Genomic DNA, 14,775 nt, shown 5'->3' on the forward strand with positions numbered 1-14,775 from the left:
CGAAAGCCGCAACGGTCGCCGTACGTGCGCCCTTCCCGTGCTTTCAGGTGGGATAAGGATACGGCAGGTCCGGAGCGTGGGGATAAGTTAGGTCGAGAAAGTTCAAGCGATTGAAATCGCTGAACTCCGGTCGCTATTCGCTGAGGATAGAGCCTGCTGATGGGGACACACGCATGCGTGTGTCCCCAGCCGTGGCCGCTGAATCGCAGGGGACATGCAATCACGGCAAGACCTCGGCGGGCTGATCAACGGCCTTGAAGTGAGTGCGTGTCCCCACCTTCGGACACGACGCCCGCCAGGCTCAGCGGACGACTTTGGGGACACGCACTCACCCTAGGCGCCCTGCCCACCGGCCGACGCTCTGCCGTGAGTGCATGTCCCCTTCACGGGTAGGGAGACGCCTCGACGGCCCCCATCACGGCCGTCCGCCTATGCGCCAACGCCTCGGCCACGTGCACGCGCTTCACGCCGGCCGCGCCTTCCAGGTCGGCGATGGTGCGGGCCAGGCGCAGGACGCGGGTCCAGCCTCGGGCGCTGATCTGGCCGGTCTCGGCGGCGCGGGCCAGGAGGCCCCGGCCGGCTTCGTCCAGATCGACGATCTTCTCCAGGAAGCGCCCCTCGGCCCGGCCGTTCAGGGCCTCGGCTCCCGGCGGGGCGCCCTCGATTCCCTCGGCCCGCTCGAACTGCAGGCGGCGCGCCTGGGCCACCCGGGCGGCGACCTCGGCCGTGCCTTCCGAAGGCGGCGGCAGGGCCAGGTCGGCGGCGGTGACGGCGGGCATGTCGACGGCCAGGTCGATGCGATCCATCAGCGGCCCGCTGACCCGGCCCTGGTAGTCGCGGATGCAACGCGGGGCCTTGCCGCACGCCCCGCGCCCGGCCCCGCCGTGACCGCAGCGGCAGGGGTTCATCGCCGCCACCAGCTGCACCCGGGCCGGATAGCGCACATGGGCGTTGGCGCGGGCCACCATCACCTCGCCGGTCTCCAGCGGACCGCGCAGGCTGTCCAGGGCCTGGACCCCGAACTCGGGCAACTCGTCCAGGAACAGCACGCCGTTATGGGCCAGCGACACCTCGCCCGGCTTGGCCTTCAGCCCGCCGCCGGTCAGGGCCGCCATCGAGGCGCTGTGGTGCGGGGCGCGATAGGGCCGGGCGCGGGTCAGGGTTCCCTTGGCGATCAGTCCCGCCACGGAATGGACCATCGAGGTCTCAAGGAGCTCGGTCGAGGTCAGCGGCGGCAGGAGGCCCGGCAGGCGCTGGGCCAGCATCGACTTGCCCGAGCCGGGCGGGCCGCAGAACAGCAGGTTGTGGCCGCCGGCCGCGGCGATCTCCAGCGCCCGCTTGGCGTGCTCCTGGCCCTTGACGTCGCGCAGGTCCTTGGCCGCCTCGCCCTCGACCACCGGACCGGGCGACGGGGCCGACAGGATCTGGCCGCCCCGGAAGTGGTTGATCAGCGCCACCAGAGAACGCGGGGCCAGGATGCGCGTGCCGCCGGCCCAGGCCGCCTCCGGTCCGCTGGCCTCGGGACAGATCAGCCCCAGGTCCATGGCCCCGGCCGCCATGGCGGCGGGCAGGGCTCCGGCGGCCGGCACGATCCGTCCGTCCAGGGACAGTTCGCCCATCGCCGCCCAGCCGTCGAGCGCGTCGATGGGAATGACCCCCATGGACGCCATCACGGCCAGGGCTATGGGCAGGTCGTAGTGGCTGCCCTCCTTGGGCATGTCGGCCGGCGCGAGATTGGCGACGATGCGCCGGCTGGGCATCGACAGGCCCAGCCCCGCGAACGCGCCTCGCACCCGCTCGCGGCTTTCGGCCACGGCCTTGTCGCCCAATCCGACCAGAACGAACCGCGTCTCGCCGCCCGTGAGCTGCACCTCGACGTCGACGCGGCGCGCCTCCACGCCCTCGAACGCGACGGTGACAACCTTTGCCGCCATTGGGTTTTTCGCCCTTTTCCCCACCGATTTATCCACAAGCCAAGCATGGCCGTTGGAGCGGAGCAAGAACGAAAAACGAACGTTTCAGGAAAGTGTGACGATTCAGTCGTCTACAGGTAGGTCTTCATCCTGCGGTAGAGCTTAGCTCGGCGATCCGATCCCAGAGGATCGCCGCGGCGTCGGCGCCGCCGAACCGCTTGAGCTGCTGGGCGCCGGTGGGCGAGGTGACGTTGATCTCGGTCAGATATTCTCCGATCACGTCGATGCCCACGAACAGCAAGCCGCGCTTCTTCAGTTCCGGGCCGATGATGGCGCAAAGCTCCAGGTCGCGGGCGGTCAGGTCCACCGCCTCGGCCCGGCCGCCGACCCGCAGGTTCGACCGCACCTGGCCGGCGGCCGGCACGCGGTTGACCGCGCCCACCGGCTCGCCGTGCACCAGCAGGATGCGCTTGTCGCCCTTGCTCACGGCCGGGACGAATTTCTGGGCGATCACCTGCTCGCGGCCGATCATGGCGTGCAGTTCCAGCAGGGCGTCGAGATTGGGGTCGTCGGCCAGCAGCCGCGCCACGCCCGAGCCGCCGCCGCCGTAGAGGGGCTTGAGCACGATGTCGCCGTGCCGGGCGCGGAAGTCGTAGATCGCTTCGTGGTCGGACGTGATCAGGGTGGGCGGCTGCACGCCCGGGAAGTCGGTGACGAACAGCTTCTCGGGCGCGTTGCGCACTTCCGCCGGGTTGTTCACCACCAGAGTGTGGGGGTGGACCTTCTCCAGAAAGTGGGTGGCGGTGATGTAGGCCATGTCGAACGGCGGATCCTGGCGCATCAGCACCACGTCGACGTCGTCCTTCATGTCCAGGACCACGGTCTCGCCCAGCTGGGCGTGGGCGCCCTGGGTCTTGGTCAGCACCAGCGGCTGGGCCCGGGCGAACACCCGGCCGTCTTCCATCGACAGCTTGTCGGGCGTGTAGAACCACAGCCTGTGGCCGCGTTGCTGAGCCTCCCACATCATCAGGAAGGTGGTGTCGGTTTCGATGTTGATCCCCAGGACGGGATCCATCTGGACGGCGACTCTCAGCGACATGGGGACTCCGGGGCTTTGTTCGCGCAGACCTAGACGGTCCTCGGCGACGATTGTCTAGTTAGGTTCGAACGGCGCGATTGCGAGAGGCCTTCTCCTCCCTCGTGAAACGGGGGAGGTGTCCGCGCAGCGGACGGAGGGGGCGTCAGGGGCGGTGGCCGGACGCCCCCTCCGTCACGATGCGTATCCGCATCGCGCCACCTCCCCCGCTTCGCGGGTGAGGAGGAAAGCTAGTTCAAGCCGCGGTTGTCGTAGCGCGCCTGGCACGCCACCACCTCGGGCATGCGGGTCTCGGCCCAGTCGATCATCAGCCGCAGGGCCGACAGCAGGTCCCGGGCGAGGGGCGTTATGCCGTAGGTCACCGTCACCGGAACCGTGGCCTCGACCCGCCGGGTGACCAGGCCGTCGCGCTCCAGCGAGCGCAGGGTCTGGGTCAGCATCTTCTGCGACACGCCCCGGATGCGGCGCTTCAGGTCGCTGAAGCGCATGTCGGCGTCGCCCAGGAGCATCAGGATCAGCACGCTCCACTTGTCGCCGACGCGGTCCAGCAGCCTGCGGGTGGGACAGTCGGCGGCGAACACGTCGCCCCGCGCGCCGATGGCGGCGACGCCGGCCGGCAGGCCGCCGTCCGGACCGGTTTCCTGGAGGTGACCAAGGGAGGGAAAGGTGCCGTCTTGCATGGTGGGTTTCTCTAGCGCACCTGGTCACCGATGGAAACCAAGGAGACTCCCATGAAGGTCGCGGTTCTCGGCGCCAGTGGTCGCGCCGGCTCGGAAATCACCCAGGAACTGGCCGCGCGCGGTCACCAGGTGCTGGCCGTAGCCCGCAAGCCGGACGCCATTGCCACCGCGCCGGGCGTGACGGCGACGGCGGGCGACGCCGCCGATCCCGCCGCCCTGGCCGAGTTGATCAAGGGCAGCGACGCGGTGATCAGCGCCCTGCATTTCGATGTTTCGGCGCAGACCCTGCTGTCGGCCCTGCGCCAGGCAGGCGTCGGGCGGCTGTTGGTCACGGGCGGCGCGGCCAGCCTGGAGGTCGCCCCCGGCCTGCGCCTGATCGACACCCCGGACTTCCCCGAGGAGTGGAAGGTGTTCGCCCAAGGGGGCATCGCCTTCCTGGAGGCGCTGCGCGGCGAGACCACGATCGACTGGACCTTCTTCTCGCCGGCCGCCTTCATCTTCGAGGGGCCGCGCACCGGGACCTTCCGCCTGGGCGGCGATCAACTGGTCACGGACGCGGCGGGCGACAGCAGGATCAGCTTCGCCGACTACGCCATCGCCATGGTCGACGAGCTGGAGCAGCATCGCCATGGCCGCGCGCGGTTCACGGCCGCGTACTAGCCGTCAGGCCGCCTTGGCCGCGCGCCGGCCCTTCACGGTCAGGGCGATGGCCGAGACCAGGAAGTAGAAGGCCCCGAACGCCGCATAGGGGGCGACGATGGTGACCAGCGGCGCGGCGCCGGGGGCGGCGGCCTTGCTGATGAAGTGGCCGCCGGCCAGGGCCGACTGGGCGCCGCTCAGCACCATCGCCCACTGGGCCCCGAAGGTCCGCCAGCGGCGCACGCCGGCGGCCAGTTGCAAGAGGCCCGCCAGGATCGCCCAGGCGCCGAACAGCACCAGCACCAGGCGCGGGTCGAACTGCAGCCCGGCCAGGACGCCCAGGGCGACCAGGAGGCTGACCACGGTGTTGAAGGCCTGGGGCGCGTTGGCTTGGAAGCCTCCATTGGCGCGGGCGTCCAGGGCGTTGGCCAGGGCGTCCCAGGCCGGATAGGCCACCAGCAGAGCGCCGCCGACCAGGGGCTGGGCCGCGCCGATGGTGAAGGCGGCCGCCACCCAGGCGGCGGCCACGCCGGCCCGGAGGAAATAGTAGCGCTTCAGCGCGTCGGCGGCGGTGTGCTCGGCCATGTCCGGCCTCCCTGATGAAAACATGAATGTCGCGACATTTGATGTCACGACATATATCCGTATCGAACGACCCCGACCGCTGTCGAGTCATTATTTGTCACGACATCTATTTTCGCGTTACAGACGGGGCAGGAGCTTCCCGTGACCGACACCCGCCGCGCCCTCACGCTCGACGACCAGCTGTGCTTTTCGCTGTATGGCGCCAGCCTGGCGATCAACCGCGCCTACAAGCCGCTGCTCGACGCGCTGGAGATCACCTATCCGCAGTACCTTGTGCTCAGTACGCTGTGGGAGGTGGACGGCCAGAGCGTGGGCGCCATCGCCGAGCGGCTGGGGCTGGACTCCAGCAACGTCACCCCGCTGGTCAAGCGGATGGAGGCGGCGGGCCTCCTGTCGCGCGAACGCAACCCCGCCGACGAGCGCCAAGTGGTGGTCAGCCTGACCGACCACGGCCGCGACATGCAGGCCCGCAGCGCATGCCTGGGCCAGACCCTGTTCGCCTCGGCCGCCATGAGCCCCGCCCAGCTGATCCAGCTGAACAAGGACGTGCAGGCCTTCCGCGATTCGGTGGCGCGGTTCGTGACGGAGCGGCCGGCGCAGTAACCACGGCCGGGGACATGCACTTGTGCGTGTCCCCAACAACACGCGCCGCGCCAAGATCTGGGGACACGCGCATGCGCATGTCCCCGGCCGCGCTAATTGAGTCTGAGCCTCACCCGCTCCCGCGCCGCGCGGGCGGCGATGGCCGCGCCGCCGTCCAGGACCTGGGCGTGGGACAGGGCCTGCAGCGCCCCGGCCAGGGCGCCCTGGCCCTCGCGGGCGGCGGCGACGTCGAGCCAGGGGTGGTGGTCGGTGGGGTCCAGCAGGGCGCGGCGCAGGGCCGAGCGCTCGGCGCGGCCCCAGTCGCGGGCCTGCTGGGCGCGGGCGAAGATGTTGTTCTGCAGGCGGATCAGCACGGCCCGGTCCGGGATCGGGCTCATCAAGACGTCCAGCTTGGCGGCCACGTCGGGCATCAGCCCCGTGCGCAGAGCCCGGCGCGACAGCTCAGACGGCAGCACCACCCGCCCCTCGCTGAACGGATCGAGCGCCAGCGGCCCCTCGTCGGTCTCGATGCGCAGCAGGAAGTGGCCGGGGAAGTCGACGCCGTTCAGGTCCAGGCCGCAGGCTCGGCCGGCGTGCAGGTAGAACACCCCCAGCGCCACGGGCAGGCCCTTGCGGCGCTCGGCGATGGCGATGACGTCGGCGTTGTCAGGGTGGTCGTAGGTGATCAGGTCGCCCGACAGGCGCAGGTCCCCGGCCATGGCCTCGGCCAGGGCCTCCTCGGGCGATTCGGCCTTGAGCCGGTCGGTCAGGCGCTCGACGGCCGCCTGGGCCAGGTCGCGGGCCGCGCCATAGTCGCGGTCGGGATCGTCGTGCACGGCGCAGGCCAAGGCCGCCTCGAACAGCGGGAAGTCCTTGTCCGCCGCGCGGCCGGCGTCGGTCAGCAGGGCTTCGGCCTCTTCCCGGGTCATTGGCCGTCCATCCAGGCATTGACCACGTGTCGGGGTGGGCGGCCGGGGGCCAGGGCGATCAGGTCCAGGCGGATGGCGGCGTCGCGCAGGCCGGCGCGTCCGGCGGCGACGTGGGCGCCCGCGCGGCGAAGACGGGCCCGCTGTTCGTAGGTCACCGCTTCCAGCGCCGCCTCCAGACTGGTCCTGCTCTTGACCTCAACAACGGCCAGGACGCCGCCCCGTTGCGCCAGGAGGTCGATCTCGCCGAAGGGCGTCGCCAGGCGGAAACCCAGGATCCGGTAGCCCTTGGCCATCAGCCACAGCGTCGCGACCACCTCGGCGCGCCGTCCCGACAGCCGGGCGGCCGCGCCGCGCGTGCGCCGCTCGCCCTGTCTCTGGGCCTGGCGTTCCGGGCGGACCGCGCTCATCCGGCCTCCTTGATCGCCAGGGCCTGGCGGTAGAGGTCCTTGCGTGAGAGGCCCAGCGCCTTGGCCACCTCGGACGCCGCCTCGCCCAGGGGCAGGCGGGCCATGGCCTCGCGCAGGGCCGCTTCGGCGTCGTCGGCGCTGGCGACCTTGTCCTCGCCGGGCCCCACCAGGATGACGATCTCGCCCTTGGGGGCCGTAAAGCGAGGATCGGCGGCCAGCTGGTCCAGCGGGCCGCGCACGCAGGTCTCGTAGAGCTTGGTCAGCTCGCGGCAGACGGCGGCCGGGCGGTCGGGTCCGAACACGGCGGCCATGTCGGCCAGGCTGTCGGCGACGCGCGAGGCGCCCTCGTAGAAGATCAGGGTGGCGCGGACATGGGCGAACTCCTCCAGGAAGGTCCGCCGCGCGGCGCTCTTGGGCGGGGGGAAGCCCGCGAACAGGAACCGCTCGGTGGGCAGGCCCGCCAGGGTCAGGGCCGCCAGGGCCGCCGAGGCGCCAGGGATGGGGATCACGTCGTGGCCGGCCGCGATGGCCTCGCGGGCCAGGCGGAAGCCAGGGTCGGAGACCATCGGCGTGCCCGCGTCCGAGACCAGGGCCACACGCTCGCCGGCCTCCAGCCGCTCCAGAATCCCCGGGATCGTCCGCTCGGCCACGTGTTCGTCGTGGCGCTCCAGCCGGGTGCGGATGCCGTAGGCCGACAACAACTTTCCGGTGACGCGGGTGTCCTCGGCCAGCAGCACGTCGCAGGCGGCCAGCACGTCCAGGGCCCGCAAGGTGATGTCGCGCAGGTTCCCGATCGGCGTCGCCACCAGATAGAGCCCCGGCGCCAGCGGCGCGTCGGAGAGAGCAGGCGGGGCTAGCTGGCGGCTCAAGGGCGAACTTTCCTATGGCGCTGGCGTCCGAAACGCGACGCTTGGCGCAGGGTTATCAGGTCGCGAGCGTTCCTGTCAGCCGGTCCAGTACAAGTCGGCCCGTTCGGGTGGCGCGGAGACGGTCCGGATCGTCGACCAGAAGGCCGTCCTGGACCAGGGCTTTCACCTTCGGCGTGTCGGGCGAGAGGGCCAGCGGGGCGACTTCGGCATAGGCCACGCCGTCGTCGATCCGCAGCCCCAGCAGCAGGCGCTCCTCGGCCGCCTCCAGGGCGGTGAGGGCCTCGCGCTCGAAGCCGACGCCGCTCTCGGCGACGGCGCGGATGTAGTCGGCGATGCCCCGCTGGGCCGTGGTGGCCAGCTTGCCGTCCGGCAGGGTGAGGCGGCCATGCGCCCCGGGGCCGACCCCGACATAGTCGTGGCCGCGCCAGTAGACGAGGTTGTGGCGCGAGCGGGCCGCCGCGCCCCGGGCGTGGTTGGAGACCTCGTAGGCGTCGAAGCCGTGCGCCTCCAGCACGCCTTGCGTGGTCTCGAACAGGGCGGCGGCCAGGTCCTCGTCGGGCACCACCAGCTTGCCCCGGCCCACGGCCCGGTCGAAGGCGGTGCCGGCCTCGATGGTCAGCTGGTAGGGCGAGACGTGCTCGGGGCCCATGGCCAGCAGGTCTGAGAGCTCCGTCGTCCAGGCCTCCACCGTCTGCCCGGGCCGGGCGTAGATCAGGTCGGCCGACAGGCGCGGGAAGGCCTTGGCCGCCACGTTCAGGGCCCGCCGCGCCGAGTCGGCGTCGTGGTTGCGGCCCAACAGCGCCAGGGCCGCGTCGTCCAGGGCCTGGACGCCCAGCGACAGCCGCGCCACCCCGGCCGCCGCCAGGGCCTCGAAGCGGTCGGTTTCGGCGTCGGTGGGATTGGCCTCCAGGCTGATCTCCAGATCGTCAGCCGGCGCCCACAGGGCCTTGGCCGTCTCGATCACCCGGGCCACCTGCGCCGGATCCATCAGCGAAGGCGTGCCGCCGCCGAAGAAGATCGACAGCAGGGCGCGCGGGCCGGTCAGGGCGCGCTGGGCCGTCAGATCGGCGACGATGGCGTCGGCCAAGGCCGCCTGCTCGTCGGTCCTGCCCCGGTCGCGCACGACGTTGAAGTCGCAATAGGGGCAGATGCGGGCGCAGTAGGGCCAATGGACATAGACGCCCAGCGGTGGCCCATCCCTTGGTAAGACGTCACTCAAACAGCGCCGCCTTCAGCTTGGCGAAGGCCACGGCGCGGTGGCTCATGGCGTCCTTGGCGGCCGGCTCCATCTCGCCGAAGGTCTGCTCGAAGCCGTTCGGCACGAAGATCGGGTCGTAGCCGAAGCCACGGTCGCCGCGCGGCGGGAAGGTCAGGGTCCCGTGGACCTCGCCCTGCACCACCACCGCCGGGCCACCGTTGGGCCAGGCCACGGCCAGGGCGCAGGTGAACCAGGCGGCGCGCTCCTCCGAGCCGGTCTCCTCGATCCGCTCGGCCACCTTGTCCATGGCCATGGCGAAGTCCTTCTCCGGCCCCGCCCAGCGCGCCGAATAGATGCCGGGAGCGCCGTCCAGCGCCGCCACCGACAGGCCCGAATCGTCGGCCAGGGCGATCTGGCCCGACAGGTCGGCGGCGTGGCGGGCTTTCAGCAGAGCGTTGCCGACGAAGGTGGTCTCGGTCTCGTCCGGCTCGGGCAAGCCCAGGGCCCCGGCGGCCAGCACCTCGAACCGGCCGTCCAGCAGGGCGTGCAGCTCCTTGGCCTTGCCCGGATTGTGCGTCGCGGCCACGAGCTTGGTTCCGGCGTCCAGCTTCAGCGTCATCGGGCGTCTCCTCGGGAAAACCATGCCTAAGAGGTCTCTACTCCTCCATGTGGCCCCGCGCCCGCAAGGTTTTCGGACGGGGACATGCACTTGTGCGTGTCCCCAACCACAAGCGCGGCCGCATCGGCCTTCGCAGCAAATTCCGTGCGCCTGATGGGGACACGCACAAGTGCATGTCCCCGGCCGCGATGCCGAACGCGTGGCCCCGACGCCACACCCCTGTGTGATCCCTCCGCGAGGGGCGATCATTACAGAGGTTTAATATCGTTTATCGATAAGCGACATTGGTCCGGAGAAAATCGCCGCCTATCTTGCGGTCATGGGAGGCGCGCCATAGGGACGCGGCCCCGCATCCGATCCGAAGGCCCGCCATGTCCGCCGCCAGACTGTTCCGCATCGTCGACGCCGTCGCCACTCGCGTGGCGACCCTGACGCTGATCGCCGGTCTGCCGCTCGCCGCCGTGACCTTCGCCCTCAAGACGTTCTGACCCCGCCTTTGACCGCCCCGCGCTGAACGGGGCATGGTCGGCGTTCTGCTTGAAGGATGGGGAAGAGCGGATGCGCGCCTTGGGGCCAGGTTCGGTATCGAGTTTCCTGAAGATCATTCTCGACGTGATCTACGTAGGCCTGTGGGTCTGGGTCAGCCTGCTGGCCATTTTCACGGTGGCGGTGCTGCTGCTCAGCTTCAATCCGGAGCTGATCACCGCGCGCCTGCACATCGGCGGCTCGATCGACGAGCTGATCAGCAAGGGGCCGCTGTTCGCCGGCGCCCTGGGGGCCTGGGCACTCTTGTCCGGCGGCTGGATGGTGATCGTCGAGCGCCTGCGACGGGTGTTCTCGACCCTGACCGCCGGCGACCCGTTCCACCCGGACAATGTCCGCCGCCTGCGGGTGGTGGGCCTCGTCCTCGCCGCCCTGGAGATCGGCCACTACATCTTCGCCGCCCTGGCCAAGTGGCTGGCCCCGGACACCAAGATGGTCGACGGCTCGTTCAGCCTGAGCGCCTGGTTTCCGGTCCTGGTGGTGTTCGTCCTGGCCGAAGTCTTCCGCGAAGGCGCCCGCCTTCGGCGGGAGGCCGAACTGACAATCTGACGCGAGAAGAACAAGACAATGGCCATCCGCGTGCAACTGGACCGCATCCTGCTGGAACGACGCATGTCGCTGACCGAGCTGTCGGATCGGGTCGGCGTGACCATCGCCAACCTGTCGATCCTCAAGACCGGCAAGGCCCGCGCGGTGCGCTTCACGACGCTGGACGCCCTGTGCCGCGAGCTGGACTGCCAGCCGGGGGATCTGATGACCTATGAGCCGGGTCCGGGGCATACGCACGAAGAGGATTGATCTCCACTTGCCCCCACCTGACCGCTACGCGGTCTGTCCGCCCCCATAGGGGGCGGAGCCGCACGTCCAGCTCTTCCCCCTACGGGGGAAGACGACCGCGAAGCGGTCCGTAGGGGGCAAGCGTCCCGTGGCGGGGCGCTACTTCGAAACCGCTTCCCGCTGCTTCACGAACAGCTCCCCGATCCCCTTCTCCGCCAGGGCGAACAAGGTGTCGAACTCGCCGCGGGTGAAGCCGCGCTTCTCGCCGGTGGCCTGGATCTCGACGATGTCGCCGCTGTTGGTCAGCACGAAATTGCTGTCGGCCTCGGCGCTGGAGTCTTCCTCGTAGTCGAGGTCGAGCACCGGGGTGTCCTTGAAGACGCCGCACGAGACGGCCGCCACCTGGCCCAGGATCGGGTCGGTCTTCAGCACGCCCTCCTCGATCAGGTAGTTGACCGCGATGCGCAGGGCGACCCAGGCGCCGGTGATGGCGGCCGTGCGGGTGCCGCCGTCGGCCTGGATGACGTCGCAGTCCAGGCTGATCTGGCGCTCGCCCAGGGCCTTCAGGTCGACCACGGCGCGCAAGGAACGGCCGATCAGGCGCTGGATTTCCTGGGTGCGGCCGCTCTGCTTGCCTTGCGCGGCCTCGCGGCGGCCCCGGGTGTGGGTGGCGCGGGGCAGCATGCCATATTCGGCCGTGACCCAGCCGGCGCCCTTGTTGCGCATCCAGCCGGGGACGTTCTCCTCGACCGTGGCGGTGACCAGCACCTTGGTGTGGCCGAAGCTGACCAGGCACGAGCCCTCGGCATAGCGGTTGACGCCGGTCTCCAGCGTGACGTCTCGCGTTTGGTCGGCGGCGCGTTCGGACGGACGCATGGGAAACTCCGGGGCTTTGCGTGATAGGATTGCGCCGCTTATCCTACCGAAGACGGGATCGTCCAACCCCGTCGAAATCCGAGGGTCCGGCCGTGGGTCCTGTCCGGACGCGTTCGAAGGCGACATGACACAGCTGTTTTCGGGGTTTTCCGCTCAGACTCCCAGCCTCACGGACCTGGACGCCCGCGCTCGCGATATCTTCCGCCGGGTGGTGGAATCCTACCTGGAGACCGGCGAGCCGGTCGGGTCGCGGACCATTTCGCGCGGCGGGGTGCAGCTGTCGCCGGCCTCGATCCGCAACACCATGCAGGACCTGGCCCAACTGGGCCTGCTGGACGCCCCCCACACCAGCGCCGGCCGCATCCCCACCCATGCGGGCCTGCGGATGTTCGTCGACGGCCTCTTGGAAGTGGGCGACATCGGCGAGGAGGAGCGGCGCACCATCGAGGCGCGATTGTTCGCCCACGGCCGCTCGTTCGAGGAGGCGATGGGCGAGGCGTCGGCCATCCTCTCGGGCCTGGCCGGCGGGGCGGGGGTGGTGGTGGCCCCGGTCCGCGAGGGCGGGGTCAAGCACGTGGAGTTCGTGGCCCTGGGCGCCGACCAGGCCCTGGCGATCATGGTGTTCGACGACGGCACCGTGGAAAACCGGCTGATGAAGCGCGCGGCCGGGGTCACCCCCGCCGCCCTGCAGGAGGCGTCGAACTTCCTCAACGCCCGCCTGCGCGGCCGCACCCTGAACGAAACCAAGGCCGAGATGGCCGCCGAACTCGACACGGCCCGGCGTGAACTGGACGCCGCCGCGGCGCGTTTGGTCGAGGACGGTCTGGCCGCCTGGAGCGGCGGCGACGACCCCGACCGCGCCCTGATCGTCCGGGGCCGCGCGAACCTGTTGGCCGACGCCAGCGCCCGGGAGGACCTGGAGCGCGTGCGCCGGCTGTTCGACGATCTGGAGCAGAAGGGCCAGCTGATCGGCCTGCTGGACGACGTCCGCTCGGCGGAAGGGGTGCGCATTTTCATCGGGGCCGAAACGCGACTCTTTTCGCTTTCGGGTTCCTCCCTGATCGCGGCGCCCTATATGACGGGCCGACAGAAGGTGCTGGGGGCGATCGGCGTGATCGGTCCCACCCGCTTGAACTATGCCCGGGTGATCCCGCTGGTGGACTATACCGCCCGCGTGCTCGGCCGGATGATGGATGGATGAGGACTGTATGACCGACGATACGGCGCCGGCCGAAGACGTGGCCTTCGAGGCTGATGACGCTGCCCAGGAAATCGAGGCGCTGAAGCTGGAAGTGGCGGCCCTGAAGGACCAGGCCCTGCGCTTCGCCGCCGAGGCCGAGAACACCAAGCGCCGCGCCGAGCGCGAGATGAACGACGCGCGCGCCTACGCCATCCAGAAGTTCGCCCGCGACCTGTTGGGCGTGGCCGACAACCTGTCGCGCGCCACCGCCCACAGCCCGCGCGGCTCGGAAGACGCGGCGGTGACCAACTTCATCGTCGGCGTCGAGATGACCGAGAAGGAGCTTCAGGGCGCCTTCGAACGCAATGGCCTGAAGCAGATCGCCCCGGCCAAGGGCGAGAAGTTCGATCCGCACCTGCACCAGGCGGTGATGGAGCAGCCGTCGGACGAGGTTTCGGCGGGCGGCGTGATCACCGTGCTGCAGGCCGGCTACGAACTGATGGGCCGCCTGGTCCGTCCGGCCATGGTGGCCGTGGCCGCCAAGGGCTCCAAGGGCCCCGACGCCCCGGCCGAACCGACGGCGGGCGCCAACCCGTACGCGGCCAACGGCGCGGATACGGGCGGCTCGTTCGACACGAAGGCCTGATCGCCCTCTTAGCTGTCATCCCGGACAAGCGCGTAGCGTAGACCCGGGATGACAATCTGGGGTGCGGGCCGCCCTCAGCCCTCCCCCGCGATTCTATCCGCCAGCCCCTTGGCCCCGGCCACCGCGTCGGCCCAGGTGACGTCGAAGTCCCGGTCCTCGCCATAATAGGGATCGGCCACCGACTTGCCCTGGCGGCCCTCCACCACGTCCAGCAGTAGCATCAGCTCAGCCGTCCCGTCCGACGGCCGGATGCGCTTGAGGTCCGCGAGGTTGTCGCGGTCCAGGGCCACCACGTGGGTGAAGCGCCGGAAGTCCTCGGGCTTCACCTGCCGGCCGCGATAGCCCGAGATATCGATACCGTGCCGCAGCGCCACGGCCTGGGCCCGGCGGTCGGGCGGATGGCCGACGTGCCATGACCCCGTGCCGGCCGAATCGATCTCGACGTCCAGGCCCCGGGCTTGCGCCTCCTGCCGGAAGGCCGCCTCGGCCAGGGGCGAGCGGCAGATGTTTCCGAGGCAAACGAACAAGACGGCGGGACGGGGCACGTAGAGCCTTTCGGGCAAGGGCGACGCGCTTGCGCGAAACCCGGACGGACCCAACATGTAGCCTCGACCTTCCCTCGCAAGAAAGACGTCAGACCATGACCACCGAAACCGCGATCCTCGCCGGCGGCTGTTTCTGGGGCGTCCAGGACCTGCTGCGCCGCTATCCGGGCGTGCTGAAGACCCGCGTCGGCTATTCCGGCGGCGACGTGCCCAACGCCACCTACCGCAACCATGGCACCCACGCCGAGGCCATCGAGATCATCTTCGATCCCAGCGTGATCAGCTATCGCAAGATCCTGGAGTTCTTCTTCCAGATCCACGATCCGACCACCAAGAATCGCCAGGGCAACGACATCGGGCTCAGCTACCGCTCGGCCATCTACTACACCAGCGAGGCCCAGAAGGCCGTGGCGCTGGACACCATCGCCGACGTCGACGCCTCGGGTCTGTGGCCCGCCAAGGTGGTGACCGAGGTCGAGCCGGCGGGCCCGTTCTGGGAGGCCGAGCCCGAGCACCAGGACTATCTGGAGCGCATTCCCAACGGCTACACCTGCCACTTCGTGCGCCCCGGCTGGGTGCTGCCGGCCCGCGCCGAGAGCCCCGCGAGCGCCTAGTCGCCCCATGATCGAGGCCCGGTCGCGCATTTCGCCGCGGCCGGGCCTTCCCCCGGTCGCGGTTTGCGCTAATGTCG

Annotated in this window: 18 protein-coding genes and 1 pseudogene; 8 read left to right on the forward strand and 11 right to left on the reverse strand. The window is 70.2% G+C overall.

Going from position 1 to position 14,775, the window contains the following annotated elements; translation table 11 throughout:
* Window positions 1–383: 383 nt before the first annotated feature.
* Window positions 384–1,934 (reverse strand): YifB family Mg chelatase-like AAA ATPase, encoded by a 1,551-nt coding sequence (locus AC07OA_RS04245; protein ID WP_494662511.1) that lies wholly within the window; start codon window positions 1,932–1,934, stop codon window positions 384–386.
* A gap of 124 nt (window positions 1,935–2,058) precedes the next feature.
* Window positions 2,059–3,012 carry a glutathione synthase gene (gene gshB / locus AC07OA_RS04250; RefSeq protein WP_494662512.1) on the reverse strand — a complete coding sequence of 318 codons (954 nt, stop codon included), beginning with the start codon at window positions 3,010–3,012 and terminating at the stop codon, window positions 2,059–2,061.
* A 151-nt stretch (window positions 3,013–3,163) separates the two neighbouring features.
* On the opposite strand from gshB, the pseudogene AC07OA_RS04255 reads away from it, so the two are divergent.
* Window positions 3,164–3,247 (forward strand): annotated as a pseudogene (locus tag AC07OA_RS04255) (hypothetical protein); the annotation flags it as partial.
* Here the strand turns inward: AC07OA_RS04255 and AC07OA_RS04260 are convergent.
* Window positions 3,240–3,689 (reverse strand): winged helix-turn-helix transcriptional regulator, encoded by a 450-nt coding sequence (locus AC07OA_RS04260; protein WP_494662513.1) that lies wholly within the window; start codon window positions 3,687–3,689, stop codon window positions 3,240–3,242. The pseudogene AC07OA_RS04255 and the gene AC07OA_RS04260 overlap by 8 nt on opposite strands.
* Window positions 3,690–3,740: 51 nt before the next feature.
* On the opposite strand from AC07OA_RS04260, the gene AC07OA_RS04265 reads away from it, so the two are divergent.
* On the forward strand, window positions 3,741–4,349 hold the full coding sequence (locus AC07OA_RS04265; RefSeq protein WP_494662514.1) for an NAD(P)-dependent oxidoreductase: 609 nt from the start codon (window positions 3,741–3,743) through the stop codon (window positions 4,347–4,349).
* A 3-nt stretch (window positions 4,350–4,352) separates the two neighbouring features.
* On the opposite strand, the gene AC07OA_RS04270 is transcribed toward AC07OA_RS04265, so the two are convergent.
* Entirely contained in the window at window positions 4,353–4,913 is a 561-nt protein-coding gene (locus tag AC07OA_RS04270) for a DUF308 domain-containing protein (RefSeq protein ID WP_494662515.1), read from the reverse strand.
* A gap of 141 nt (window positions 4,914–5,054) precedes the next feature.
* Between AC07OA_RS04270 and AC07OA_RS04275 the strand changes: the two genes are divergently transcribed.
* Complete coding sequence (locus tag AC07OA_RS04275) at window positions 5,055–5,516, forward strand: MarR family winged helix-turn-helix transcriptional regulator (protein ID WP_494662516.1); 462 nt, start codon at window positions 5,055–5,057, stop codon at window positions 5,514–5,516.
* A gap of 92 nt (window positions 5,517–5,608) precedes the next feature.
* Here AC07OA_RS04275 and AC07OA_RS04280 read toward each other — a convergent pair whose 3' ends face one another.
* From AC07OA_RS04280 to rdgB, 5 genes are read right to left on the reverse strand one after another with little or no spacing between them, the layout of a single operon-like run.
* Window positions 5,609–6,424, reverse strand: coding sequence for a SirB1 family protein (locus tag AC07OA_RS04280; protein ID WP_494662517.1), 816 nt, complete (start codon window positions 6,422–6,424; stop codon window positions 5,609–5,611).
* On the reverse strand, window positions 6,421–6,831 hold the full coding sequence (locus AC07OA_RS04285) for a YraN family protein (protein ID WP_494662518.1): 411 nt from the start codon (window positions 6,829–6,831) through the stop codon (window positions 6,421–6,423). Before AC07OA_RS04285 ends, AC07OA_RS04280 begins: the two co-directional genes overlap by 4 nt.
* On the reverse strand, window positions 6,828–7,700 hold the full coding sequence (gene rsmI, locus AC07OA_RS04290; RefSeq protein ID WP_494662519.1) for a 16S rRNA (cytidine(1402)-2'-O)-methyltransferase: 873 nt from the start codon (window positions 7,698–7,700) through the stop codon (window positions 6,828–6,830). The genes AC07OA_RS04285 and rsmI overlap by 4 nt, the downstream gene beginning before the upstream one ends.
* Before the next feature lie 55 nt (window positions 7,701–7,755).
* Window positions 7,756–8,886: a radical SAM family heme chaperone HemW gene (gene hemW / locus AC07OA_RS04295; protein WP_494662920.1), complete on the reverse strand. Its 1,131-nt coding sequence runs from the start codon at window positions 8,884–8,886 to the stop codon at window positions 7,756–7,758.
* Window positions 8,887–8,911: 25 nt separating this feature from the next.
* Window positions 8,912–9,517 carry an RdgB/HAM1 family non-canonical purine NTP pyrophosphatase gene (gene rdgB / locus AC07OA_RS04300; RefSeq protein ID WP_494662520.1) on the reverse strand — a complete coding sequence of 202 codons (606 nt, stop codon included), beginning with the start codon at window positions 9,515–9,517 and terminating at the stop codon, window positions 8,912–8,914.
* Window positions 9,518–10,075: 558 nt separating this feature from the next.
* Between rdgB and AC07OA_RS04305 the strand changes: the two genes are divergently transcribed.
* Together AC07OA_RS04305 and AC07OA_RS04310 are read left to right on the forward strand one after the other, a co-directional pair.
* A complete protein-coding gene (locus AC07OA_RS04305) occupies window positions 10,076–10,609 on the forward strand; it encodes a DUF2975 domain-containing protein (protein ID WP_494662521.1) in 534 nt (177 codons plus the stop codon).
* Between the two features lie 18 nt (window positions 10,610–10,627).
* Window positions 10,628–10,858 carry a helix-turn-helix domain-containing protein gene (locus AC07OA_RS04310; protein ID WP_494662522.1) on the forward strand — a complete coding sequence of 77 codons (231 nt, stop codon included), beginning with the start codon at window positions 10,628–10,630 and terminating at the stop codon, window positions 10,856–10,858.
* A gap of 138 nt (window positions 10,859–10,996) precedes the next feature.
* Here AC07OA_RS04310 and rph read toward each other — a convergent pair whose 3' ends face one another.
* Entirely contained in the window at window positions 10,997–11,713 is a 717-nt protein-coding gene (gene rph / locus AC07OA_RS04315) for a ribonuclease PH (RefSeq protein WP_494662523.1), read from the reverse strand.
* A gap of 124 nt (window positions 11,714–11,837) precedes the next feature.
* On the opposite strand from rph, the gene hrcA reads away from it, so the two are divergent.
* Both hrcA and grpE read left to right on the forward strand, forming a co-directional pair.
* Window positions 11,838–12,914: a heat-inducible transcriptional repressor HrcA gene (hrcA, locus tag AC07OA_RS04320; RefSeq protein ID WP_494662524.1), complete on the forward strand. Its 1,077-nt coding sequence runs from the start codon at window positions 11,838–11,840 to the stop codon at window positions 12,912–12,914.
* A 7-nt stretch (window positions 12,915–12,921) separates the two neighbouring features.
* The gene (gene grpE, locus AC07OA_RS04325) at window positions 12,922–13,539 is read left to right on the forward strand and encodes a nucleotide exchange factor GrpE (protein ID WP_494662525.1); all 618 of its coding nucleotides are present in this window, start codon (window positions 12,922–12,924) and stop codon (window positions 13,537–13,539) included.
* A 74-nt stretch (window positions 13,540–13,613) separates the two neighbouring features.
* Here grpE and AC07OA_RS04330 read toward each other — a convergent pair whose 3' ends face one another.
* Window positions 13,614–14,084 carry a low molecular weight protein-tyrosine-phosphatase gene (locus AC07OA_RS04330; RefSeq protein WP_494662526.1) on the reverse strand — a complete coding sequence of 157 codons (471 nt, stop codon included), beginning with the start codon at window positions 14,082–14,084 and terminating at the stop codon, window positions 13,614–13,616.
* Window positions 14,085–14,179: 95 nt separating this feature from the next.
* Between AC07OA_RS04330 and msrA the strand changes: the two genes are divergently transcribed.
* Window positions 14,180–14,698, forward strand: a complete 519-nt coding sequence (msrA, locus tag AC07OA_RS04335; protein WP_494662527.1) for a peptide-methionine (S)-S-oxide reductase MsrA — start codon at window positions 14,180–14,182, stop codon at window positions 14,696–14,698.
* Window positions 14,699–14,775: the final 77 nt, after the last annotated feature.

The organism is Caulobacter sp. GW821-FHT09B08, from assembly GCF_059418225.1.